This window comes from Cryobacterium sp. TMT2-10 (assembly GCF_004403075.1).
GTDB classification, from domain to species: Bacteria; Actinomycetota; Actinomycetes; order Actinomycetales; family Microbacteriaceae; genus Cryobacterium; species Cryobacterium shii.
In genome coordinates this window covers 1-24343 of record NZ_SOGW01000088.1, presented here as the reverse complement: position 1 = coordinate 24343, position 24343 = coordinate 1, and the positions used below count along the sequence as shown (strand labels likewise).

Sequence of the window (24343 nt, the reverse complement as noted above, 5' to 3'; positions counted from 1 at the left end):
GCGACAGCGTTCGTTCGTGGGAAGAGCCCGAATCAACATATCGGCCGCACTGCGGGCCTGGCCGGCCGGATTACCGTCACCGTCGGCATTGCCGACGCCATCCGTGTCGGCAACGACGGTGGACTGCCCGCCCCCCCGCTGACAAAGGTGCGGATGAGCACGGGCCGTTAGCATTACAGGCGTGTACTTGATTGGACTGACCGGCGGGATCGCATCCGGAAAGAGCACTGTGGCGCGCCAACTCGTGCAGCACGGCGCCGTGCATATCGACGCCGACCATCTGGCGAGGCTCGCGGTCGGACCGGGCACCCCGGCCCTCGCGCAGATCGCCGATGCCTTCGGCCCGGGGGTACTCAATGCCGAGGGCGCCCTGGATCGAGCGGCCCTGGGCGCACTGGTCTTCGCCGACCCGGATGCGCTCAGCCGCCTCAACGCGATCGTGCACCCGGCGGTGCGGGCGATGTCCAACGCGCGCATCAGGGAGGCAGAACGAGCCGACCCGGAGGCAGTCGTCGTCTACGACGTGCCCCTGCTCGTGGAAGCCGCCGTCGACCATCCGTTCGACCTGGTCGTGGTCACCCAGGCCGACGAGGAGACCCGGGTGCGCCGCATGGTGGATCTGCGCGCGATGGATGCCGGTGAGGCGGAACGCAGGATCCGCTCGCAGGCCAGCGACGCCGAGCGGCTCGCAATCGCCGACGTGGTCCTCGAGACCGGAGGCACCCTCGAGCAGACTCTCGAGCAGGTAGACCTGCTCTGGGAACAGATTCACGCCGGACGCGAAGACCGTACTGTCAGGGCTGCTCCTTAGACTAGATATCATGGAACCCACGCGCTCAGTGCATCCGTTCGAGGTGGTCAGCGAGTACACACCGAGCGGCGACCAGCCCACCGCGATCGCCGAACTGGCCGGCCGGATCAATGCCGGGGAGACCGACATCGTGCTGCTCGGCGCCACCGGAACCGGCAAATCCGCGACCACCGCCTGGCTGATCGAGCAGGTGCAGCGCCCGACCCTGGTCCTGGCCCACAACAAGACCCTGGCAGCTCAGCTCGTGAACGAGTTCCGCGAGCTGATGCCCAATAACGCTGTCGAATACTTCGTGTCCTACTACGACTACTACCAGCCCGAGGCCTACGTGCCCCAGACCGACACCTTCATCGAGAAGGACTCCTCGATCAACGCCGAGGTCGAGCGGCTGCGGCACTCCACCACTAACTCCCTGCTCAGCCGGCGGGACGTCATCGTCGTGTCCACCGTGTCGTGCATCTACGGTCTCGGCACGCCCGAGGGCTACCTTCAGGCGATGGTCGCCCTGCAGGTCGGCCAGCAGATCAACCGGGACTGGCTGATCCGCAAGTTCGTGGCGATGCAGTACCAACGCAACGACGTCGACTTCTCCCGGGGGCATTTCAGGGTGCGCGGCGACACCATCGAGATCATTCCGATGTACGAAGAGCTCGCGATCCGGATCGAGATGTTCGGCGACGAGATCGAAGCGCTGTACAGCCTGCATCCGCTCACCGGCGACATCGTGAGGAAACTCGAGTCGGTGTCCGTCTTCCCCGGGTCGCACTACGTGGCGAGCACGGATGTCATGCAGCGCGCGATCGTCACCATTCAGGAAGAACTCGCCGAGCGGCTGGAACAGCTCGAACGTGAAGGCAAGTTGCTCGAAGCCCAGCGCCTCCGCATGCGCACGACCTTCGACCTCGAGATGATGGAACAGATCGGCTTCTGCTCCGGGATCGAGAACTATTCCCGGCACATCGACGCCCGGGCCCCGGGGGAGGCCCCGCACTGCCTCCTGGACTACTTCCCCGACGATTTCCTGATGGTCATCGACGAGTCCCACGTGACGGTGCCGCAGATCGGCGCCATGTACGAGGGCGACTCGTCCCGCAAGCGCACCCTCGTCGAACACGGATTCCGCCTGCCGAGCGCCCTGGACAACCGGCCGCTCAAATTCTCCGAATTCAAGGGACGGGTCGGCCAGACCGTCTACCTGTCCGCGACGCCGGGAAAGTACGAGATGGGCATCGCCGACGGTGTCGTGGAGCAGATCATCCGCCCGACCGGGCTGATCGACCCGCAGATCGTCGTGAAGCCGAGCAAGGGCCAGATCGACGACCTGCTCGAGGAGATCCACAAGCGTGTCGAACGGAACGAGCGCGTCCTGGTCACCACTCTGACGAAGAAGATGGCGGAAGAACTCACCGACTTCCTGACCGAGGCCGGTGTCCGGGTGCGGTACCTCCACTCCGACGTCGACACCCTGCGCCGGGTCGAGCTCCTGACCGAGCTCAGGGCCGGTGTCTACGACGTTCTCGTCGGCATCAACCTGCTCCGGGAAGGGCTCGACCTTCCCGAGGTGTCGCTGGTCGCCATCCTCGACGCCGACAAGGAGGGTTTCCTCCGGTCGGCGACGTCTCTCATCCAGACCATCGGGCGCGCGGCCCGCAACGTCTCCGGCGAGGTGCACATGTATGCCGACCGGCTCACGGCCTCGATGGAGCGTGCCATCGACGAAACCGATCGTCGCCGCGAGAAACAGGTCGCCTACAACACGCTGCACGGCATCGACCCCACCCCGCTCCGCAAGCGCATCGCGGATATCACCGAGGTTCTGGCGAGGGAGGAAGCCGACACGGCCGAGCTCCTGGCCGGCCGCGACGCGCGCCGGAAAAGCGTCGCTGCGACCCCGCGCCGGCAGGGACTGGCCGCGAACGGCGCCAACGACCTCGAATCCATCATCGCCGACCTGAACGGCCAGATGCTCGAGGCGGCCGGGGAACTCAAGTTCGAACTCGCGGCCCGGCTGCGCGACGAGGTCTCCGAGCTCAAGCGTGAGCTGCGTCAGATGGAGAAGGCCGGCCACATCTGACCGGCTTCCGAACAAAAATTCGAACACGTGTTCGCTCAGAGCGTTGTTCTGGGTGTATCAGTGTCGGCGCACTGCATAGACTCGAAAAGTGTCAATTTCCAAGGTAGAGTCCGGGTCAAAACTCAACGTCCGCGGTGCGCGTGTGCACAACCTGCACAACGTCGACCTGGAGATCCCTCGGGATTCGCTTGTCGTGTTCACCGGGCTGTCCGGCTCCGGCAAGTCCTCCCTCGCGTTCGACACCATCTTCGCGGAGGGCCAGCGGCGATACGTTGAGTCGCTCTCCGCCTACGCGCGCCAGTTCCTGGGGCAGGTGGACCGACCCGACGTCGATTTCATCGAGGGCCTGAGCCCGGCCGTCTCAATCGATCAGAAGTCGACCAACCGCAACCCGCGCTCGACCGTGGGCACCATCACCGAGGTCTACGACTACATGCGGCTGCTCTGGGCGCGCATCGGCATTCCGCACTGCGCGGTCTGCGGTGAGGTCATCCAGGCGCAGACCGTGCAGCAGATCGCCGACCAGCTGATGGAGCTCGAGACGGGCGTGCGGTACCAGGTACTCAGCCCCGTGGTCTCGCAGAAGAAGGGCGAATTCGTCGACCTGTTCAAGGAACTCGCGGCCGGCGGCTATTCCCGGGCCATCGTCGACGGCACCCAGATTCAGCTCAGCGAGCCGCCCACCCTGAAGAAGCAGGTCAAGCACGACATCTCCGTGGTTATCGACCGGCTGGTCGCCGCACCCGAGCTGCTCAGCCGGCTCACGGACTCCCTTGAGACCGCGCTCAAACTGACCGACGGAATCGTGCAGATCAACTACGTCGACCTCGAGGGCGACGAGGCCTGGCAGAGCTACTCGGAGAAGCTCTCCTGCCCCAACAACCACCCCGTGCAGCTGACCGAGATCGAACCCCGCACCTTCTCATTCAACGCCCCGTTCGGCGCCTGCCCCGAATGCTCCGGTCTCGGCACGCGCATGTCGGTCGATGCCGACCTCCTCCTCGGTGATCCGCAACTGAGCATCGCGGAAGGCGTGGTCCTGCCCTGGACCACCCAGGGCAAGGGCCTGTTCCAGTACTACGAGAAGCTCCTCGACGGCCTCGCCCGCGACCTGGACTTCTCCCTCGACACCCCCTGGGGCGACCTCCCCGAGGAGGTGCAGAACGCCGTGCTCCGCGGCGACAACTTCGAGGTCAAGGTGAAGTGGAAGAACCGCTACGGCCGGGAGATGAGCTACACTTCCGGCTTCGAGGGTGTCGTCCCCTACATCGAGCGCCAGTACCTCCAGGCCGAGTCCGACACGCAGCGGGCACGCTGGGGCGAGTACCTGCGCGAGGTCGACTGCCCCGTCTGCGCCGGCACCCGGCTCAAGCCCGAGGTGCTCGCGGTGCTCGTGCACGACGCGAGCATCGCGGATGTCTGCAACCTCAGCCTCAGTGACGCGCGAGTCTTCATGAACAAGCTCGAGCTCACCGACCGGGAGGCGGTCATTGCGGCCCAGGTCCTGCGGGAGATCAAGGCACGCCTGGACTTCCTGATCCGGGTCGGCCTGAACTACCTCAACCTGGCCCGCGCCGCGGCGACCCTCTCCGGCGGCGAAGCCCAGCGCATCCGGCTGGCGACCCAGATCGGCTCCGGACTCACCGGCGTGCTCTATGTGCTGGACGAGCCGAGCATCGGCCTGCACCAGCGCGACAACCGGCGCCTGATCGAGACCCTCGTCACGCTGCGCGACCTCGGCAACACCCTGATCGTGGTCGAGCACGACGAGGACACCATCAAGACGGCGGACTGGATCGTCGACATCGGCCCCGGGGCCGGCGTCAACGGCGGGCATGTCGTGCACTCCGGCTCGTACGCCGACCTGCTCACGAACACCGCGTCTCTGACCGGCGACTACCTGGCCGGCCGCAAATCGATCCCCACGCCCACGACCCGGCGGGAGATCGACCCCGCCCGGGAGATCACGGTCGTCGGCGCGGAGGCGAACAACCTCAGGAAGGTGACCGTCAGCTTCCCGCTCGGTACCTTCACCGCGGTCACCGGGGTCAGCGGATCGGGCAAGTCGTCGCTGGTGAACGACATCCTGTACCGCGTCCTGGCCAACCGGCTCAACGGCGCCCGCAAGCTTCCCGGGCGCCACACCCGCGTCACTGGACTCGACCACCTCGACAAGGTCATCCACGTCGACCAGGCGCCGATCGGGCGCACCCCGCGCTCGAACCCGGCGACCTATACCGGCGTGTTCGACAAGATCCGCACCCTGTTCTCCGAGACCGTCGAGGCGAAGGCGCGCGGGTACCTGCCCGGCCGGTTCAGCTTCAACGTCAAGGGCGGCCGCTGCGAGGCCTGCTCCGGCGACGGCACGATCAAGATCGAGATGAACTTCCTGCCGGACGTCTACGTGGCCTGCGAGGTCTGCGGGGGATCCCGGTACAACCGAGACACCCTCACCGTGCATTACAAGGGCAAGAGCATCGCCGAGGTGCTGGACATGCCCATCAGCGAGGCCGCCGACTTTTTCGAACCGATCTCCGCGATCCACCGCTTCCTGAAGACCCTCGTCGAGGTGGGGCTCGGCTACGTGCGGCTCGGCCAGAGCGCGACCACGCTCTCCGGCGGCGAGGCCCAGCGGGTCAAACTCGCCACCGAGCTGCAGCGGCGCTCCAACGGCCGCAGCGTGTACGTGCTCGACGAGCCGACGACCGGCCTGCACTTCGAAGATGTGCGCAAGCTGCTGCTCGTGCTGAACAGCCTCGTCGACAAAGGCAACACGGTGATCGTGATCGAGCACAACCTCGACGTGATCAAGTGCGCGGACTGGGTGATCGACCTTGGCCCCGAGGGCGGTTCCGGCGGCGGCCTCGTGCTCGCCACGGGGACGCCGGAGCACATCGCCACCGTGAAGAAGAGCCACACCGGCACGTTCCTCAAGGAGGTCCTGGCAGCGCAGTAGGCGCGAGCAGGGATACCATGTCCGACGCGCTGAGCTACCGGCCCAAGACCGGAGAAATCCCCACGAGCCCGGGGGTCTACCGGTTTCGCGACGAAACCGGACGGGTGCTCTACGTCGGCAAGGCCAACAGCCTGCGGGCCCGTCTCGCGAACTATTTCGCCCCGCTCAGCAGCCTGCACGAGCGCACCCGGCGCATGGTCACCACGGCCACCTCGGTCGAATGGACCGTCGTCGGCACCGAGGTCGAGGCGCTCCAGCTCGAATGGACGTGGATCAACGAGTTCGACCCGCCGTTCAACGTGAAGTTCAAGGACGACAAGTCCTACCCCTACCTCGCCGTCACCCTCGCCGACGAGGCCCCGCGCGCCCTTGTCACCCGCACCACGGGAATCCGCAGGGCCCGGTATTTCGGTCCGTATCCGAAGGTTTGGGCCGTGCACGAGACCATCGAGCTCATGCTCAAGGCCTTCCCGATCCGCACCTGCAACAACTCCAACTACAAGCGCGCCATGCAGTCGGGCAAGCCGTGCTTCGCGGGCCAGATCGGCCGCTGCTTCGGTCCCTGTTCCGGCAAGGTGACCATCGAGGAACACCGGGTTATCGTGAACCAGTTCGTCAGTTTCATGGGTAGCCAGGATCGAAAGCTGATCAACACGCTGACCGCGGAGATGAAGGATGCCGCGGCGCACCAGAACTACGAGGTCGCCGCGAAGCGCCGGGACCAGGTCCTGGCCCTCAACGCCGTGCTGGAGAAGAGCGCCGTCGTGCTGCGGGACAGCGTCGACATCGACCTCTTCGCCATCGAAGAGGACGAGCTGGCTGCCGCGGTGCAGCTGTTCATCGTCCGGGGCGGGCGCATCCGTGGTGTGCGCGGCTGGATGGTCGACAAGGAGCTCGACGTGTCGACGGGTGAACTGATCGACTCGGTCATGCAGACGGCCTACGGCGGGGGTGCCGTGCCGCCGCGGGAAATCGTGGTGCCGCTCCTGCCCGACGACGCCGAGGCGCTGGAGATCTGGCTGGCCGGCCTGGCCAAGCGCAAGGTCAGGCTTGTCGCGGCCCAGCGGGGGGAGAAGGCGGCCCTGCTCGCGACCGCCACGCAGAACGCCAAGCACGCCCTGATGCTCTACAAGACCCGCAGAAGCTCCGACTTCGTCGCCCGGTCCAAGGCGCTGGAAGACATCCAGGAGGCGCTGGAGATGCCCTCGGCCCCCCTGCGCATGGAGTGCTACGACGTCTCCCACCTGAGCGGCACCAACATCGTCGCGTCGATGGTCGTGTTCGAGGACGGCCTGCCGCGCACCGACGAATACCGCCGGTTTAGCATCCCGGAGTCGACCGATGACACCGACTCCATCTACCGCACCCTCACTCGCCGCCTGGCATACCTGGTGCCCGAGGAGGGGGGGGCCGACGCCGAGACTGCGACGACGGATGCCCCGGTCGGCGACGCCTCGGGGAAGCGCAAGAAATTCAGGTACCAGCCGAACCTCCTGATCGTCGACGGAGGCCAGCCCCAGGTGGCCGCGGCGGCCCGGGCCCTGCGCGAATCCGGCGTCACGGGCATCCAGCTCTGCGGCATCGCCAAGCGGCTCGAGGAGATCTGGCTGCCCGACTCCGACTATCCCGTGATCCTGCCCCGCAACAGCGATGCACTGTTCCTGATCCAGCGCATCCGCGACGAGGCCCACCGGTTCGCGATCGTGCACCAGCGCACCAGGCGCAAGCGCGACATCAACACGGTGCTGGGGGAGATCCCCGGGCTCGGTCCCGCCCGGGTGAAGGTGCTGCTGCAGCATTTCGGCTCCGTCGCGCGTCTCAAGGAGGCCCCGGCGGACGCCATCTCCGAGGTCCGGGGCATCGGACCGGTGCTGGCGACAGCCATCCACGAGCATTTGCGCTCCTGAAGCGCTCTGCTGATCGGTAGGCTGGTCACTCAGGCCACATCCAACCGAAGGCGCAGTTCAGAATGACAACGGAGAACGACAGGCAGGAAATGCTTATCGTGACGGGCATGTCCGGGGCAGGTCGCTCGACCGTCGCAAATGCCTTGGAAGACCTCGGCTGGTACGTGGTCGACAATCTGCCGCCGCAGATGCTGCGCCCGCTCGTCGAACTCGTCGGCCGCGCCGGCACGAGCCTGCCGAAGATCGCCGCCGTGGTCGACATCCGCGGGCGCGACTTCTTCACCGACTTCCAGGAGATCGTGCACTCGCTGCGCAAGAGCGCCCAGGTGCGGGTCATCTTCCTCGAGGCGCGGGACGACGTGCTCGTGCGCCGCTTCGAATCCGTGCGGCGGCCGCATCCGCTGCAGGCCGACGGCACCATCCTCGACGGCATCTCGGCCGAGCGGTCCAAGCTCAGCGCCGTGCGCGAGTCGTGCGACCTCGTGATCGACACGTCCGACCTGAACATCCACCAGCTCGCCACGACCATCACCGAACGCTTCGCGGCCGCGGACGCCGCCGGGGTGCACGTGACCCTGATGAGCTTTGGTTTCAAGTACGGTCTCCCCACCGACGTCGACATGGTGGCCGATGTCCGCTTCCTGCCGAACCCGTTCTGGATCCCCGAGCTCCGGGCGCACAACGGGCAGGACGCCGAGGTGCGGGACTTCGTGCTCGAACAGACCGGCGCACGGGAGTTCATCGCGCACTACGCCGCCGCCCTCGAACCGGTGCTCGCGGGGTACCAGCGGGAGAACAAGCGTCACGCCACCATCGCCGTCGGCTGCACGGGCGGCAAGCACCGCTCGGTTGCCATGGCCGCTGAAATCGCGGCTCTGATCAAAGACTTCCCCGGCGTCGCCGTCAGCCTCAAGAATCGCGACCTCGGCCGAGAATAGCCACGGCCATCGATGCCTGCGTCAAGCAGACGCCGACACCGGCCAGTACGAACACAACGTCCAGAACCCTGGGCCAGGACGACAGAATGGACAAGCGATTGGCACTCACCGCCGACGTTAAAGACGAGCTTGCTCGCGTTGAAGTTTCAAAGACCACGGTGCGCGCCGCGGAATTGGCGACGATCCTCCGGTTTTCCGGGGGCCTGCACATGATCTCCAGCCGGATCGCGATCGAATCCGAGCTCGACACCGCACTGCTGGCCCGCCGGGTGCGGAAGGACCTGGCCGAACTGTACGGCGTGCGCAGCGACGTTTCCGTGATCGACGCCTCCGGCCTGCGCCGCAATAGCCACTTCCTCGTTCGCGTGCTCGAGGGAGGCGAGACCCTCGCGCGGCAGACGGGTCTGCTCGATGCCAGGCGACGCCCCATCCGCGGGTTACCGAACCGCCTCACCACCGGGTCCCGGGAGGAAATCGCCGCCGTCTGGCGCGGCGCCTTCCTGGCCAACGGGTCGCTCACCGATCCGGGGCGCTCCGCAGCGCTGGAGGTCACCTGCCCGGGGAACGAGTCCGCCATGGCGCTGGTGGGCGCCGCCGGACGCCTCGGCGTGGCCGCGAAGGCCCGCGAGGTGCGCGGCGTGCACCGCGTCGTGATCCGTGACGGCGACGCGATCGGCGCGATGCTCGTGCACATGGGCGCGCAGGAGACGGTGCTCAACTGGGAGGCCCTCCGCCAGCGCCGCGAGGTGCGAGCGACCGCCAACCGCCTGGTCAACTTCGATGACGCCAACCTGCGGCGCTCCGCCCAGGCCGCCGTTGCTGCGTGCGCCCGGGTGCAGCGGGCCATGGAGATCCTCGGCGAGGACATTCCGGAACACCTGCGCTACGCGGGCGACCTGCGCCTCTCCTTCCGGGACTCCAGCCTCGACGAGCTCGGTCACCACGCGGACCCGCCGATGACGAAGGATGCCGTCGCTGGCCGCATCCGCCGGCTGCTGGCCATGGCCGACAAGAAAGCCGCAGACCAGGGGATCCCCGGCACCGACGCCAACCTGCCCGCCGACCTCGACGACGTCTAGCGGCGTCCAGCTTTCCCACATCCCCGTCACAGGTCCACCCCATCCTGAGTAGACTGAAATAGTTGCTCACGAACTGGTAGCGGCGCATTTCGCGTCGTCCACTACAGAGGAGATGCACATTGGCTGAATACACACTTCCGGCTTTGGCCTACGACTACTCGGCCCTCGCGCCGAGCATCAGCGGCACCATCATGGAACTGCACCACGGCAAGCACCACCAGGCGTACGTGACCGGGGCTAACACGGCCCTTGCACAGCTGGCCGAGGCCCGCGACGCCGGCGACCTCACCTACGTGAACAAGCTCGAGAAGGACCTTGCGTTCAACCTCGGCGGTCACGTCAACCACTCGATCTTCTGGACGAACCTCTCCCCGGACGGTGGCGACAAGCCCACTGGCGAGCTGGCCGGCGCCATCGACGACAACTTCGGCTCGTTCGACAAGTTCCGCGCGCACTTCGCCGCGGTGGCGCTCGGTGTGCAGGGCTCCGGCTGGGCGGTGCTCGCCTGGGACTCCATCGGCCAGCGACTGATCATCCAGCAGTTCTTCGACCAGCAGGCGAACTTCGCCGCCGGCACCATCCCGGTGCTGATGCTGGACGTCTGGGAGCACGCGTACTACCTCGATTACCGCAACGTTCGTGCCGATTACGTGAAGGCCTTCTGGAACATCGTCAACTGGGCGAACGTCCAGGAGCGCTTCTCCGTGGCACGCGAAAAGACCAACGGACTGCTGCTCCTCTCCTAGAGGAGCCGGGCCCCTCCGGGGGCCCGCAGCCCGTCCCGTTTCAACCATCAAAACGCGCTCCGGCGCACAAATATTAGGAGTCATCTGTGTCTGTAAAGATTGGTATTAACGGATTCGGCCGCATTGGCCGCAATTATCTTCGCGCTGCCCTCGCCCAGGGCAGTGACATCGAGATCGTCGCTGTGAACGACCTCACCGACACGAAGACGCTGGCTCACCTCCTTAAATATGACTCCATCACCGGTCGCCTGAACGCCACCGTTTCCGTTGAGGGTGACTCGATCATCGTCGACGGCAAGCCGATTAAGGTCCTCGCCGAGCGCGACCCGGCCAACCTTCCCTGGGGCGCCCTGGGCGTCGACATCGTGATCGAGTCGACCGGTCGCTTCACCAAGGCCGAGGACGCGCGCAAGCACATCACCGCCGGCGCCAAGAAGGTCATCGTCTCCGCTCCCGCCACAGGCGACGCGGCCACGATCGTCATGGGCGTCAACGAGCAGGACTACGACCCGGCCAAGTTCGACATCATCTCCAACGCGTCGTGCACCACGAACTGCCTCGCGCCGCTCGCCAAGGTCTTCAACGACAACTTCGGCATCAAGTCCGGCCTGATGACGACCATCCACGCGTACACCGCCGACCAGAACCTGCAGGACGGCCCGCACTCCGACCTGCGTCGCGCCCGTGCCGCAGCCGTGAACATCATCCCGACGTCGACCGGTGCCGCCAAGGCCCTGGGCATCGTCCTCCCCGAGCTCAAGGGCAAGCTTGACGGCTTCGCTTTACGCGTTCCGGTTCCCACCGGTTCCATCACCGACCTCACCGTCATTGCTGAGCGTCCGGTCACGGTCGAGGCCATCAAGGCTGCGTACAAGGCTGCCGCCGAGGGCCCCCTCAAGGGAATCCTGATGTACACGGAAGATGAAATCGTCTCCAGCGACATCGTCACCGACCCGCACTCCTCCATCTTCGATGCCGGCCTGCTGCGCGTCATCGGCGACCAGGTCAAGCTGTCCTCCTGGTACGACAACGAGTGGGGCTACTCCAACCGCATGGTTGACCTCACCGCGCTCGTCGCCAAGAGCCTCTAACGGGGTCCGCAGTGACGCTGCGTACTATCGAATCACTGGGACAGCTGAGCGGAAAGCGCGTCATCGTCCGTTGTGACCTCAACGTGCCGTTGAAAGACGGCGAGATCACGGATGATGGCCGCGTGCGGGCGTCCCTGCCGACGATCAAGGCTCTGCGTGAGCAGGGTGCCCGAGTTGTGATCGTTTCGCACCTCGGACGCCCCAAGGGCGCCCCGGAAGCCAGGTACAGCCTGGCCCCGGTGGCGGTCCGACTCGCCGAACTGCTGGGCGCGGACGTGGCCTTCGCCACGGACACGGTCGGTGCTTCGGCTCAGGCCGCCGTGGCCGCCCTCGCCGACGGGGAGGTCGTCGTTCTCGAGAACCTCCGCTTCAACGCGGGGGAGACCGCGAAGGATGACGCCGAGCGCGGCGCGTTCGCCACGGAGCTTTCCGCTCTGGGCGATGTGCTCGTGTCCGACGGCTTCGGCGTCGTGCACCGCAAGCAGGCCAGCGTGTTCGACCTCGCGGGGATTCTTCCCAGCGCGGCCGGCCTCCTGATCGCCGCGGAGCTCGAAGTCCTCGACCGCCTCACCGAGAAGCCCGAGGCTCCGTACGCGGTGGTCCTGGGCGGCTCGAAGGTCTCGGACAAGCTGGGCGTCATCGGGCACCTGCTGCCCCGCGTCAATTCGCTGCTCATCGGCGGCGGCATGGCCTACACCTTCCTCGCAGCCCAGGGTCACAAGGTCGGCGCAAGCCTGCTCGAAGCCGACCAGATCGAAACCGTTCGCGGTTACCTTCAGGAGGCTGAGCGCCTGGGCGTGAAGATCGTGGTCCCGACGGACGTCGTCGTCGCCTCGAAGTTCGGGGCCGACGCGGAAATCGCAGTCACCCCGGCCAGCGGTATCGAAGACACCACCTTCGGAGCCTCAGGTCTCGGCCTGGACATCGGGCCGGAGACGGCAGCGGCATTCGCTGACATCATCCGGGCGTCCAAGACGGTCTTCTGGAACGGCCCGATGGGCGTGTTCGAGCTGGCCCCGTTCGCGGAGGGCACCCGCACGGTTGCCGCCGCGCTGACCGAGGTCGACGGTTTGAGCGTTGTCGGTGGCGGAGACTCTGCCGCCGCGGTGCGCACCCTCGGCTTCACCGATGACCAGTTCGGTCACATTTCTACCGGCGGCGGCGCGAGCCTCGAGTTCCTCGAGGGTAAGCGCCTGCCAGGACTGGAGGTCCTCGGATGGCAGTAAACGAACACCCACGGCGTACTCCGCTGATTGCAGGCAACTGGAAGATGAACCTGGACCACCTCCAGGCCATCGCCTTCGTGCAAAAGCTCGCCTGGAACCTGAAGGACGCCAAGCACGATGTCGCAGCGGTCGAGGTGGCGGTTTTCCCGCCGTTCACCGACCTCCGCTCGGTGCAGACGCTGGTGTCCGCCGACAAGCTCCCGATCGCCTTCGGCGCCCAGGACCTGTCGGCACACGATTCAGGCGCGTACACCGGCGAGATCTCCGGTGCGTTCCTGGCCCAGCTTGAGTGCAAGTACGTGCTCATCGGGCACTCCGAGCGGCGCACGCTGCACGCGGAGACCGACGAGCAGGTCGCGGCCAAGGTTTCGGCAGCGCTCAAGCACAATTTGGTACCAATCATCTGCGTCGGCGAGACCGCCGCGGACCTGGAACTGCACGGCCCGAGTGCGGTGCCGGTTGCCCAGCTGCGTGCGGCCCTGTCCGGTGTCACTGACGCGGCCGACTTCGTCGTCGCCTACGAGCCCGTTTGGGCGATCGGCTCCGGCCAGGCGGCAACGCCTGAACAGGCCGAGCAGGTGGCGGCACAGTTGCGTCTCGTGCTCAAGGAAACGCTCGGTCAGGATGTGGCCGACAAGACGCGCATCCTGTATGGCGGTTCGGTGAAGGGCGTCAACATCGCGGGTTACATGCGCGAGCCCAACGTTGACGGCGCGCTCGTCGGCGGCGCCAGCCTGGACATCGACGAGTTCTCGAGCATCGTCCGGTTCCAGAAGCACGTCGGCCTGTAGGGGTTCATCCCCGACGCTGGTAATGAACCAACCCGTCGGCCCCCGTTCCGGGGGTCGGCGGGTTGGTTCGTGATGCAGGCTATGATTATGACTGATCTTGGTGGGGCTTTTGCTGCCACCGCACTGTGAAAGGTTTCGCGTGGAGATTCTCCAGGTTGTACTGCAGGTATTGCTCGGAATTACGAGCCTGCTGCTCACCATGCTCATTTTGCTGCACAAGGGGCGCGGTGGAGGCTTGTCCGACATGTTCGGCGGTGGTGTCACCTCGAACCTCGGGGCTTCAGGCGTGGCGGAGCGCAACCTCAACCGCATCACGGTCATCCTCGCCCTGCTCTGGATAACCTGCATCGTGATCCTCGGGTTGATCACCAAATTCGACGCGGGACTGTAACGCCCGCTCCACAGTTTTGACGAGTACCAGCTCATTCGGCCGATCGGCTTCAGGCCCTTTTCAAGCGGAGGAACAACATGGCATCTGGTGGCAGCGCAATCCGTGGCTCCCGTGTAGGAGCTGGCCCCATGGGCGAGCAGGACCGCGGTTTCCACGCGGACCGCATCAAGGTGTCCTACTGGGACGCCCTCGGCAACGAGACCGTTCGCTACTTCGCGGCCAATCTGCCCGACGACGAGATCCCCGAAACCATCGACTGCCCGTCCTCCGGCCTGCCGGCCGGACGCGACAAGGAAAACCCGCCCTCGGTCGTCAAGCTCGAGCCGTATAAGACCCACCTCGCGTACGTCAAGGAACGGCGCACGGAGGAGGAAGCGGAATCCCTGCTCGAGGAGGCACTCCAGCAGCTTCGCGTTCGCCGAGGAAAGCTGACGGCCACGAACTGACCTGACGTCACCACGAACCAGAAAAGGTCCCGACGATGTCGGGGCCTTTTTCGTGCCTGTTCGGCGTGACCCGGTCAGAAGGAGGACGCGGTGAGGTTCTCGGGAACCTCCGCGGCGGCCTCACGGTCGACGAAGAAGTTCGTGTACCGGCGACCTTTGATCCCGGCCACGGGGACCTCATCCCGGCTGGCTCCCGCGAGGGCGAGGCCCAGGGCCGAGGCCTTGTCCGGGCCGGCCAGGACCATCCAGATGCACCGCGACGAGTTGAGGGCCGGTCGGGTGAGGCTGAGGCGCTCCGCCGGGGGTTTCGGCGAGGAGCGCACCGCGATCACGCTGGCGGCGTTTTCCCGGATTCCGGCCTGATGCGGGAACAGGGACGCGACGTGGCCGTCGGGGCCCACACCGAGGAACGTGACGTCGAAGCGCGGCAGGGCCGTTCCTTCGATCGAGTGGGACTCCAGCTCGGCGGCGTAGCTGGCGGCGGCCTCGTCCAGGTCGAGTCCCTCGTCCGACGCGGCGAAGGGGTGGATGTTCCCAGCAGGAATCTCGATGTGGTCCAGCAGAGCCGTGCGGGCCTGGAGCTCGTTACGTTCGGGGTGGTTTTTGGGCACCCAGCGTTCGTCGCCCCACCAGAATGCCACCTGCTCCCAGTCGATGGTGTCGCGGGCCGCGGAGGCGTTGACGGCCTCCAGCACTTCGACGGCCACGGACCCCCCGGTGAGGACCACGTTGAGGTCGCCCTGCTCGTGCAGGAGGTCAACCGCGGTGGTGATGAATCTAGCGGCGACCGAAGCCGCCAGGGCAGCCCGGTTAGGGTGCACCAGTACTCGTCGTTCGTTGGTCACGATCGTCCTCCGGTTAATTCTGCGACCACATCGTCAAGGTGCGGTAGGCCGCGCGTGATGACTTCACCATACAGTTCGTCTGGATCCAGGCGGCGCAGCTCATCGCTGAGACAGTCCCGCAGGCTTCGACGTTTGAGGGTGAGGTCCTGAACCGGTTGACCCGGCTGGGTGAGCGTCGCGATGTCGGGGACCTCGCGTTCGAGGGAGATGACGCCGGCCGAGCGCGTCAGGTGCACGCAGCGGATGCCGTGGGACATCGGTCCCGTCGTGAATTCGTAGTCCACCGGGACCTGGAGCTGCATCGACAGCCAGGCGGCGAGCAGGGTCGTCGACGGCGAGTCGGCGGCGCCTGACACCCGCACCGCCGTGACCGGCAGATACGGGGGCTGGTCGAGCACGGCGGCGAGCTGGGCGCGCCAGAGGGTCAACCGGGTCCAGGCGAAGTCCGTGTCGCCGGGACGGTACGAGGCGCACAGGTGGTGCAGGGCCGCCTGCGGGTCCGGCTGGGCGGAGGCGTCCGTGATGCGCCGGTAGGCGATCCGCCCAAGCGGGGACTCGGCGGGCACGACCGGGGCCACACCGGGCCACCAGGCCACGACCGGGGCGTCCGGTAGGAGCAACCCCGTGACCAGGCTTTCCTGGTCGCTGGCGGCGTCGCCGTAGGCACGAAGCACGATCACCTCGCTCGCCCCGGCGTCACCGCCGACCCGGATTTCGGCATCGATCCGGGCGGAGGCGTGCGGGTCGGTCGGGTCGGACTCGGGCGTGGACATCACGATGACCCGCATCGGGTGTTCCCTCGAGGCATCGTTCGCCGCCTCGATCGCCTCTTCCTCGTGACCCATCGTCGACGCGATGATCAGCGTCAACACGCGGCCGAGGGCGACGGCGCCGCCCTCCTCGCGGATCCTGACCAGGGCTTTTGAGATCTTGGACGTGGTCGTGTTGGGCAGATCGACGATCATGGGCGTCTCCAGTGTCGGCCGTCGCGGGCCAGAAGTTCATCGGCGGTGGACGGACCCCAGGTTCCCGGCCGGTACTGCTCGGGTTGTCCCTGCGTCGCCCAGAATTCCTCGATCGGGTCGAGGATCTTCCAGGACAGTTCGACCTCCTCGTGCCGGGGGAACAGGGGCGGATCGCCGAGGAGCACATCCAGGATCAGACGTTCGTAAGCTTCCGGGCTGGCCTCGGTGAAGGCGTGCCCATAGCCGAAGTCCATGGTCACATCCCGCACCTGCATGCCGACGCCGGGCACCTTGGAGCCGAAACGGATGGTGACGCCCTCATCGGGCTGCACCCGGATGACCAGCGCGTTCTCGCCGAGGGGAGTCGTGTTGGCCTTGGCGAAGAGATGCTGGGGGGCGCGTTTGAAGACAACGGCAATCTCGGTGACCCTGCGGCCGAGGCGCTTTCCCGCGCGCAGGTAGAAGGGGACCCCTGACCAGCGACGCGTGTCGATGCTCAAGCGGATCGCAGCATACGTCTCGGTGAGGGACTCGGGGTCCATCCCATCCTCGTCGAGGAAGCCGGGAACCTTCTCGCCGCCCTGCCACCCGCCCGCGTACTGGCCGCGAGCCGTGCCGGTGGCCAGGTCGTCCGGGAGCCGCACGGAGGCCAGTACCTTTTCCTTCTCGGCGCGCAGGTCCGTCGCGTCGAACGAAATGGGCTCTTCCATCGCGGTCAGGGCCAGGAGCTGGAGCAAGTGGTTCTGGATGACGTCTCGGGCGGCGCCGATGCCGTCGTAGTAGCCGGCGCGGCCGCCCACGCCGATGTCCTCCGCCATGGTGATCTGCACGTGGTCGACGTAGTTGGCGTTCCAAATCGGCTCGTAGAGCTGATTGGCGAAACGCAGCGCAAGGATGTTCTGCACCGTCTCCTTGCCCAGGTAGTGGTCGATCCGAAACACGGAGTCGGGGGAGAAGACCGACTCGACGACGTCGTTCAGCTTTCGCGCCGTCTGCAGGTCACTGCCGAACGGCTTCTCGATGACGACTCTGCGCCACTGCCCGTCCTTCTGTTCGGCGAGCCCGGACCGCCTGAGCTGCTCGGTGACGAGGGGAAAGGCCTTCGGCGGAATCGAGAGGTAGAACGCATGGTTGCCCATCGTGCCCCGCTCCCGGTCCAGTTCTGCGATGGTCTCCTTCAGCAGTTCGAAGGAGGCATCGTCGTCGAAGGAACCGGGGACGAAACGGATTCCCTCGGCCAGCTGTGCCCAGACGTCCTCGTGGAAATCGGTGCGCGCGTACTGCTTGACGGAGTCGTGCACCACCTTCATGAAGTCCTCGTTGTCCCAGTCTCGCCGGGCGAAGCCGACGAGAGCGAAGCCGGGAGGCAGGAGACCTCGGTTGGCCAGGTCGTACACCGCCGGCATGAGTTTCTTCCGCGACAGATCACCGGTGACGCCGAAAATGACGAGGCTGCTGGGCCCGGCAATCCGGTTCAGACGGTGGTCGGACGGCGATCGCAGCGGATTGAACTCCGGGGTGATTTCCACCGGGGGCATGCGGCTCCTTCAGGATGGGGCGGTGAGGCGGTGAGGCGGTGCGGCGCTGAGTCCGTCCGGCGGAAACGATGACGGCGCCGGCCCCGGAAGGGTCGGCGCCGGATCGTCAGCGCAGGGCGTCGAACAGGGTTGTGATGTTCTTCTGCGGCTGGGTCAGCGTCAGCGTCAGGACCGGGCGGCCGTGTGCGGCAAGAACGCTGGCGTCGCCGCTGGCCTGGGCCTGGATGAGCTCGCCGAAGGTGAACGGGCGCTCCGGGATGTCCAGGTCCACCTCGGGGGTCGTCAGGATCTGCAGGAAGACGCCGGTGGTCTGGCCGCCCTTGTGCAGCTGACCGGTGGAGTGCAGGAACCGGGGCCCCCAGCCGAATGTCACCGGACGCTTCGAGAGCGCGGCCAGGAGGCTGCGGATCTGCGCGAGCTGCGGCAGTTCCAGCCGGTTCACGTAGGCCTGCACGGAGATGAACCCGTCCGGGCCGAGCTCCTCGATCAGGGCATCGATGGCAGACGCGAGGTCGCTCGCGGCGCCGATGACGTGGGCTGTGCCCCGGATCTCGATGCCGTCCGAGATGAAAGCGGCCGGGGCGGGCTCGGGGCGGGAGTCGAGAAGTCCACGGGTCGCGATCTTGGCGGCCTCGACATCCGGCTGATCGAACGGGTTGATGCCGAGCAGACGGCCCGCGACGACGGTCGCGTACTCCCAGACCAGGAACTGGGCGCCGAGGGTGCCGCTGACGCGGATCTCGCCCCGTCCGTCGTGGTCGGCGAACAGGTGAAGGCCGGCGTCGTCGACGAGGCGCAGGATCTGCACGTCGGGCAGGTTCTCGGTCAGTTCGGGTGCGGTGGGGTCGAGGACGACGGGGAGGATTCCGGTGCCCTGCTTGCCGGTCGACTCGGCGATGAGCTGTTCGGCCCAGTCCGGGAACCCGACGATGTGGGTGCCGTCGGCCACGAGGGCGAGCTTGTCCTTGCGCGGGTTCGTCGCCGCGATGGCCGCGCCGAGGATGAGTCCGGGGTTTTTCGGGCTGTCGATGGCGAGCGAGAGCGAGATGGACTCGGCTTCATCGAGGAGCTCCGCGATGTCCACGCCGGCGAGTCCGGACGGAACGAGTCCGAATGCCGTCAGTACGGAAAAGCGCCCGCCGACGGTGGGGTCGGCGTTGAACACCCGGTAGCCGACCGAGCGGGCATCCGCGTCGAGCGGGGAGCCCGGGTCGGTCACCACGATGATCCGGTCGACCGGGTCGATCCCGGCCTCACGGAAGGCCCGCTCGAACACGCGGCGCTGGCTGTCGGTTTCCGCCGTCGAACCGGACTTGGACGAGACGACCAGAGCGGTCTCGGCGAGGTGATCGCCGAGGGCGGCGAGCACCTGGCCGGGGTCCGTGGAGTCCAGGACCGTCAAGGGAACCCCGGCGGTGCGCGTGATGACCTCGGGGGCGAGGGAAGACCCGCCCATGCCGGCGAGGGCGATGCGGGTGACTCCGGCGGCGCGCAGCGAATCGCGCAGGGCCAGAATCTCGGGGATCAGCGGGCGGGAATCGGCGACGGACTCGGTCCAGCCGAGCCGTTTGGCGGCTTCGGCTTCCGCGTCGGGGCCCCACAGGGCGGGGTCCAGCGCGGTGATGCCGGAGGCGACGAGGTCGGCGACGAGGGTGGGGACGGTGGCGCGCACGGCGTCGGCCGCGGCGCCACTGACGGAGATGCGGAAGCTCACCGGTCGGCACCGTTTCGGGTGGCGGTCTTGGCGGCATCCAGCGCCTGGGTCACGGTGTCCAGCAGCTCGTTCCAGGACACCACGAACTTGGAGACGCCCTCGGTCTCGAGCACCTGGGTGACGTCGGCGTAGGAGATGCCTTCGTTGGCGAGGGCGTCGAGGACGAGGTTGGCCTCGTCGTACGCGCCGGTGACCGAGTTCGCGGGGATGATTCCGTGGTCGAGGGTCGCCGCGAGGGTCTTCTCCGGCATGGTGTTGACGACCTCGGGGGCAACCAGGTTGGTCACGTAGAGGGTGGCGGGAAGCGTGGGGTCCTTGACGCCGGTGGAGGCCCACAGCGGGCGCTGCTTGTTGGCGCCCGCGCTCAGCAGGCCGAGGGCACGCTCGGTCGAGAATGCTTCTTCGAAGACCTGATACGCGAGTTGGGCGTTCGCGACGCCGGCCTTGCTCTTCAGCGCGAGGGCCGAGTCGGTGCCGATGGCCTCGAGGCGTGCGTTGATCTCCGTGTCCACCCGCGACACGAAGAACGATGCCACGGAGTGGATCGTGGACAGGTCGATGCCGGCGGCCTTGGCCTTCTCCAGGCCGGAGAGGTACGCGTTGATGACCTGGCGGTGCCGCTCGAGGCTGAAGATCAGGGTGACGTTGACGCTGATGCCGAGCGCGATCGTCGCGGTGATGGCGTCTAGCCCTTCAACGGTGGCCGGGATCTTGATCATGGCGTTGGGACGGTTGACCTTCGCCCACAGTTCCTGGGCCTGCGCGATGGTGCCGGCCGCGTCGTGGGCGAGGCCAGGCTCGACCTCGATCGAGACGCGTCCGTCGACGCCGTTGGTGCGATCGTAGACCGGGCGGAAGATGTCGCTGGCCGCGGTGACGTCATCCGTCGTGATCTCGAACACGGCATCGTGCACACTGGTGCCGGCGGCCGCGAGGGCGGCCACCTGCTCGGCGTACGCCTCACCCTTACTGAGGGCGCCCGCGAAGATCGTCGGGTTGGTGGTGACGCCGACGACGTTTTTCGTGTCGATCAGGTTCTGCAGCCCGCCGGAAACGATCCGTTCGCGGGACAGGTCGTCCAGCCAGATGCTGACGCCGGCGAGGGAAAGTTCGGCGAGGGGAGTGTTCTCTGTCATGTCTCTAATCTCCTAAAAAATGTGCAGGTTGTTCCGAATGTGGTGCCGCCGACCGTTGAGTCAGTGGGCGGCGAGGGATTCCTTGGCTGCGGCGACGACGGCCTCGGTGGTGATTCCGAATTCGCGGAACAGGGTCTTGTAGTCGGCCGAGGCGCCGAAGTGCTCGATCGAGACGCTGCGGCCGCGGTCGCCGACGTAGCTTGTCCAGGTCAGGGCGATGCCGGCCTCGACCGACACCCGGGCCGTGATCTCACGGGGGAGCACGCTTTCGCGGTACTCCGCGGGCTGCTCCTGGAACCACTCGAGGCTGGGAGCAGACACGACACGGGCGTGGATGCCGTCGACCCGCAGTTGCTCACGGGCGGCCAGGGCGAGCTGCACCTCCGAACCCGTGCCGATCAGGATCACGTCGGGGGTGCCTCCCGGCGCTTCGGCGAGGATGTAGGCGCCCCGGGCGACGTTCCGCGCGGATGCGAAAACCTCACCGTGGGCATCGCCGTCGCCACGCGGGACCACGGGAATGTTCTGGCGGGTCAGCACGATCCCGGCCGGTCCCTGGCGCCGTTCGAGGATGGTCTTCCAGGCCCAGGAAACCTCGTTGGCGTCGCCGGGTCGCACAACGTCGAGTCCCGGGATGGCGCGCAGGGTCGCCAGCTGCTCGATCGGCTGGTGTGTGGGGCCGTCCTCGCCGAGTGCGACGGAGTCATGGGTCCAGACGAAGATCGAGGGAGACTTCATCAGGGCGGCCAGGCGGATGGCCGGTCGCATGTAGTCGCTGAAAATCAGGAACGTTCCGCCGAACGGGCGGGTGTTCCCGTGCAGCACGATGCCGTTCAGGATGGCCGCCATGGCATGCTCGCGGATGCCGAAGTGCAGCACCCGGCCATAGGAGTTGCCCGTCCACTCGCCGGTGGAGTGCTCGCTCGGAATGAACGACGCCGCGCCCCCGATGGTCGTGTTGTTCGATTCGGCGAGGTCGGCGGAGCCGCCCCAGAGCTCGGGGATGACGGTGCCGAGGGCGGTGAGCACCTTGCCGGAAGCGGCACGGGTCGAGACCTCGATGTCGGCCTCGAACACGGGCAGCGCCGCGTCGACGCCCTCGGGCAGGTCGCCGGCGAGAACCCGGTCGAGCAGCGCCTTCCGCTCCGGGTTGGCGGCAGCCCAGGCGTCGAACGCGGTGGTCCACTCCGCGTGGACCGCGGCGCCGCGCGCCACCGCCTGGCGGGTGTGGGAGATGACCTCGTCGGACACCTCGAAGTTCAGCGCCGGGTCGAAACCGAGCACGGTCTTGACGGCGGCCAGCTCGTCGGCGCCGAGAGCAGAACCGTGGATCTTTCCGGTGTTCTGCTTCTTCGGGCTGGGCCAGCCGATGATGGTCTTCAGGATGATCAGGGACGGCTTGTCGGTGACGGCCTTGGCCGCCTCGATGGCGTCGTTGAGGGCGGCGACGTCTTCGACGTAGGCACCCGTCTTCTTCCAATCGACCGTCTGCACGTGCCAGTGGTACGCGTCATAACGCGCGGCCACATCCTCGGTGAACGCGATGTTGGTGTCGTCCTCGATCGAGATCTGGTTGCTGTCGTAGATCGCGATCAGGTTGCCGAGCTGCTGGTGGCCGGCGAGGGACGAAGCCTCGCTCGTGATGCCTTCCTGCAGGTCGCCGTCGCCGGCGATCACGTACACGAAGTGGTCGAAGGGGCTCGTGCCGGCGGCGGCCTCCGGGTCGAACAGTCCGCGTTCGAAGCGGGACGCGTAGGCGAAGCCGACAGCGGAGGCGAGGCCCTGTCCGAGGGGACCGGTCGTGATCTCGACCCCGTCCGTGTGGCCGTATTCCGGGTGGCCGGGGGTTTTGGAGCCCCAGGTGCGCAGAGCCTTCAGATCGTCGAGCTCGAGCCCATAGCCGCCCAGGTACAACTGCACGTACTGCGTGAGGGAACTGTGACCGACGGAAAGGACGAACCGGTCGCGGCCCAGCCAGTCGTTGTCGGACGGGTCGCGGCGCATGACCTTCTGGAACAGGAGGTAGGCGGCCGGGGCAAGGCTCATGGCCGTGCCGGGATGCCCGTTCCCGACCTTCTCCACGGCGTCGGCCGCGAGCAGGCGTGCGGTGTCGACCGCCTTGTTGTCAATCGAATCCCACTGCAATGCTGCCACTTGGTATTGACCCTTCTGGATACAAAGGGGGCAGGTTGTCGAGAACCCGCACCCGCTGGTGTGCGCGCCCGTGGACATCAGCGTCATCATGGTTTCGCAGCAGAGGCCATTTCCGGTGGATCATGCCTGCATGCACCGTGATTGGCGAGCATCCCCAGTATAGGCAACCCGCGGTTGGGCCGGAGTATGGGGCGCCCCATAATCCTCCGGCGCACTACCGTTTGGCGACGAGGTCGGCCGGTGATGATCCGGGGGAGACCGTGCGGGTGTCGATGGGGGCGCTCAGATTCAACAGGAGCGCGGTCATCACGGCCGCGAGGATGCAGGACAGCACCATATGGATGCCGACCAGGCCGGCCGGCAGTCCCGTGTTGGCCTGGATCAGGCCGACCCCGACCTGCACGGCCTCGACGAGCAGCAGCAGCATCGCCCAGCCTCGCGTCTGCAGGCCGCGAGACACTCCGGTGACCATCAACACCAGGGTGAAGGCCACGGTCAGGTAGGCCGGCCAGCTGTGGATGTGCTGGAGGAACTCCGGGTCAAGGCCGGTGCGCGGGGCGTCCACGTCGCCCGCGTGCGGGCCGGAGCCGGTGGTGAGGATCCCGACCAGGATGGTGAGGAGCACGAAGGCGCTCGTGACCCACGCGACGGCACGGTACCAGCGCGGCACGGCGAGGGTGCGCTGCACACGACCGGTGTAGACCCGGTGCACGAACACGGTGCAGAGCACGACCAGGGCGACGGAGATCACGAAGTGGAGGCCGACCACGTAAGGGTTCAGCTGCACGAGAACGCTGATCCCACCGATGACGGCCTGGGCCGGGATGCCGAGCCCGGCCAGCAGTGCGAGCCGGAACAGGTCGGGCCGCTCCCGGCGCAACCGCACCACGGCCAGGAACGCCGCGATCGCGATCAGGCCCAGGGCGACGCCCAGCAGACGGTTGCCGAACTCGATGAACCCGTGGATGCCCATTTCGGGTGTGTTGACCAGGGAATCCGCGGTGCATTTCGGCCAGGTCGGGCAACCGAGGCCGCTACTCGTCAGGCGCACGAGCCCGCCCGTGCCGACCAGGAGAATCTGGGCGGCCAGGTAGACCCACGCGATCACCCGGACACGCCTGTCGATCCTGGTGGGCAACCACTCCGCAATACGTTTCACCGGTTCAGCTTCCTGTCTCGTGCGCGATGTGTGAAAACGCCGGACCGCACTACTAATCCCATGGCTAGCCTGTAGAATTAGGTGTTTCCTGGGCGGCGACACCGCAGTTGACATAACCGTGGCGCAACACACCGTCGTCTGTGAACATCTTAGGTACGCAACGTAGCCGCTCACACAACGCGTTCCCGTGTCTGCCCTCCGGCCGGAGGCCTTCCCTGGAATGACCGGACTGATATCCGGGTTGTCGTGGTTGGGAGAAGAGGTAGATATGTCCGACGTCCTGCTTGACCGCCCCGAACTTGCGGGGCTCGGTACGTACGAGTTTGGTTGGTCCGATTCCGATGCGGCGGGCGCGTCCGCCAGGCGCGGGGTTTCG

Annotated in this window: 19 protein-coding genes; 12 read left to right on the top strand and 7 right to left on the bottom strand. The window is 66.7% G+C overall.

The genetic code is table 11. From position 1 onward, the window contains the following. The first annotated feature begins 181 nt into the window (after nucleotides 1-181). The 12 genes from coaE to E3T37_RS09955 all read left to right on the top strand — a co-directional run bounded on the left by coaE (nucleotide 182) and on the right by E3T37_RS09955 (nucleotide 14456). Entirely contained in the window at nucleotides 182-811 is a 630-nt protein-coding gene (gene coaE / locus E3T37_RS10010; protein ID WP_134366642.1) for a dephospho-CoA kinase, read from the top strand. Nucleotides 812-821: 10 nt separating this feature from the next. Further along, nucleotides 822-2885, top strand: a complete 2064-nt coding sequence (gene uvrB, locus E3T37_RS10005; RefSeq protein WP_134366641.1) for an excinuclease ABC subunit UvrB — start codon at nucleotides 822-824, stop codon at nucleotides 2883-2885. A gap of 88 nt (nucleotides 2886-2973) precedes the next feature. Continuing rightward, entirely contained in the window at nucleotides 2974-5841 is a 2868-nt protein-coding gene (gene uvrA, locus E3T37_RS10000; protein WP_134366640.1) for an excinuclease ABC subunit UvrA, read from the top strand. Nucleotides 5842-5858: 17 nt separating this feature from the next. Further along, a complete protein-coding gene (gene uvrC, locus E3T37_RS09995; protein ID WP_134366639.1) occupies nucleotides 5859-7748 on the top strand; it encodes an excinuclease ABC subunit UvrC in 1890 nt (629 codons plus the stop codon). A 62-nt stretch (nucleotides 7749-7810) separates the two neighbouring features. After that, nucleotides 7811-8686, top strand: coding sequence for an RNase adapter RapZ (gene rapZ / locus E3T37_RS09990; protein ID WP_134366638.1), 876 nt, complete (start codon nucleotides 7811-7813; stop codon nucleotides 8684-8686). A 98-nt stretch (nucleotides 8687-8784) separates the two neighbouring features. Then, nucleotides 8785-9765 (top strand): DNA-binding protein WhiA, encoded by a 981-nt coding sequence (gene whiA, locus E3T37_RS09985; RefSeq protein WP_134366752.1) that lies wholly within the window; start codon nucleotides 8785-8787, stop codon nucleotides 9763-9765. Nucleotides 9766-9884: 119 nt separating this feature from the next. Next, nucleotides 9885-10511 (top strand): superoxide dismutase, encoded by a 627-nt coding sequence (locus tag E3T37_RS09980; protein WP_134366637.1) that lies wholly within the window; start codon nucleotides 9885-9887, stop codon nucleotides 10509-10511. Between the two features lie 86 nt (nucleotides 10512-10597). Next, on the top strand, nucleotides 10598-11602 hold the full coding sequence (gene gap, locus E3T37_RS09975; RefSeq protein WP_134366636.1) for a type I glyceraldehyde-3-phosphate dehydrogenase: 1005 nt from the start codon (nucleotides 10598-10600) through the stop codon (nucleotides 11600-11602). Between the two features lie 11 nt (nucleotides 11603-11613). Next, nucleotides 11614-12828 (top strand): phosphoglycerate kinase, encoded by a 1215-nt coding sequence (gene pgk / locus E3T37_RS09970; protein WP_134366635.1) that lies wholly within the window; start codon nucleotides 11614-11616, stop codon nucleotides 12826-12828. Then, nucleotides 12819-13619: a triose-phosphate isomerase gene (gene tpiA, locus E3T37_RS09965; RefSeq protein ID WP_134366634.1), complete on the top strand. Its 801-nt coding sequence runs from the start codon at nucleotides 12819-12821 to the stop codon at nucleotides 13617-13619. The genes pgk and tpiA overlap by 10 nt, the downstream gene beginning before the upstream one ends. A 139-nt stretch (nucleotides 13620-13758) precedes the next feature. After that, on the top strand, nucleotides 13759-14010 hold the full coding sequence (secG, locus tag E3T37_RS09960) for a preprotein translocase subunit SecG (protein WP_134366633.1): 252 nt from the start codon (nucleotides 13759-13761) through the stop codon (nucleotides 14008-14010). A 77-nt stretch (nucleotides 14011-14087) separates the two neighbouring features. Beyond that, on the top strand, nucleotides 14088-14456 hold the full coding sequence (locus E3T37_RS09955; RefSeq protein ID WP_134366632.1) for an RNA polymerase-binding protein RbpA: 369 nt from the start codon (nucleotides 14088-14090) through the stop codon (nucleotides 14454-14456). Nucleotides 14457-14530: 74 nt separating this feature from the next. Here the strand turns inward: E3T37_RS09955 and pgl are convergent, their stop codons facing one another. The 7 genes from pgl to E3T37_RS09920 form a co-directional block, all read right to left on the bottom strand. Further along, a complete protein-coding gene (gene pgl / locus E3T37_RS09950; protein ID WP_134366631.1) occupies nucleotides 14531-15301 on the bottom strand; it encodes a 6-phosphogluconolactonase in 771 nt (256 codons plus the stop codon). Beyond that, complete coding sequence (locus E3T37_RS09945) at nucleotides 15298-16266, bottom strand: glucose-6-phosphate dehydrogenase assembly protein OpcA (RefSeq protein WP_134366630.1); 969 nt, start codon at nucleotides 16264-16266, stop codon at nucleotides 15298-15300. The genes pgl and E3T37_RS09945 overlap by 4 nt, the downstream gene beginning before the upstream one ends. Further along, the gene (gene zwf / locus E3T37_RS09940) at nucleotides 16263-17804 is read right to left on the bottom strand and encodes a glucose-6-phosphate dehydrogenase (protein WP_134366629.1); all 1542 of its coding nucleotides are present in this window, start codon (nucleotides 17802-17804) and stop codon (nucleotides 16263-16265) included. The genes E3T37_RS09945 and zwf overlap by 4 nt, the downstream gene beginning before the upstream one ends. Nucleotides 17805-17910: 106 nt before the next feature. Then, nucleotides 17911-19518, bottom strand: a complete 1608-nt coding sequence (locus E3T37_RS09935) for a glucose-6-phosphate isomerase (RefSeq protein WP_134366628.1) — start codon at nucleotides 19516-19518, stop codon at nucleotides 17911-17913. Continuing rightward, nucleotides 19515-20654: a transaldolase gene (tal, locus tag E3T37_RS09930; RefSeq protein WP_134366627.1), complete on the bottom strand. Its 1140-nt coding sequence runs from the start codon at nucleotides 20652-20654 to the stop codon at nucleotides 19515-19517. The genes E3T37_RS09935 and tal overlap by 4 nt, the downstream gene beginning before the upstream one ends. A gap of 60 nt (nucleotides 20655-20714) precedes the next feature. Then, nucleotides 20715-22808, bottom strand: a complete 2094-nt coding sequence (gene tkt / locus E3T37_RS09925) for a transketolase (protein WP_134366626.1) — start codon at nucleotides 22806-22808, stop codon at nucleotides 20715-20717. A gap of 214 nt (nucleotides 22809-23022) precedes the next feature. Beyond that, on the bottom strand, nucleotides 23023-23967 hold the full coding sequence (locus E3T37_RS09920; protein ID WP_134366625.1) for a heme A synthase: 945 nt from the start codon (nucleotides 23965-23967) through the stop codon (nucleotides 23023-23025). Nucleotides 23968-24343 lie beyond the last annotated feature (376 nt).

Bases quoted from the DNA above. Each gene is read 5' to 3' on its own strand.
- uvrB (WP_134366641.1), top strand. From the start codon at position 822: ATGGAACCCACGCGCTCAGTGCATCCGTTCGAGGTGGTCAGCGAGTAC.
- uvrC (WP_134366639.1), top strand. From the start codon at position 5,859: ATGTCCGACGCGCTGAGCTACCGGCCCAAGACCGGAGAAATCCCCACG.
- rapZ (WP_134366638.1), top strand. From the start codon at position 7,811: ATGACAACGGAGAACGACAGGCAGGAAATGCTTATCGTGACGGGCATG.
- tpiA (WP_134366634.1), top strand. From the start codon at position 12,819: ATGGCAGTAAACGAACACCCACGGCGTACTCCGCTGATTGCAGGCAAC.
- E3T37_RS09955 (WP_134366632.1), top strand. From the start codon at position 14,088: ATGGCATCTGGTGGCAGCGCAATCCGTGGCTCCCGTGTAGGAGCTGGC.
- E3T37_RS09945 (WP_134366630.1), bottom strand. From the start codon at position 16,266: ATGATCGTCGATCTGCCCAACACGACCACGTCCAAGATCTCAAAAGCC.
- zwf (WP_134366629.1), bottom strand. From the start codon at position 17,804: ATGCCCCCGGTGGAAATCACCCCGGAGTTCAATCCGCTGCGATCGCCG.
- tal (WP_134366627.1), bottom strand. From the start codon at position 20,654: ATGACAGAGAACACTCCCCTCGCCGAACTTTCCCTCGCCGGCGTCAGC.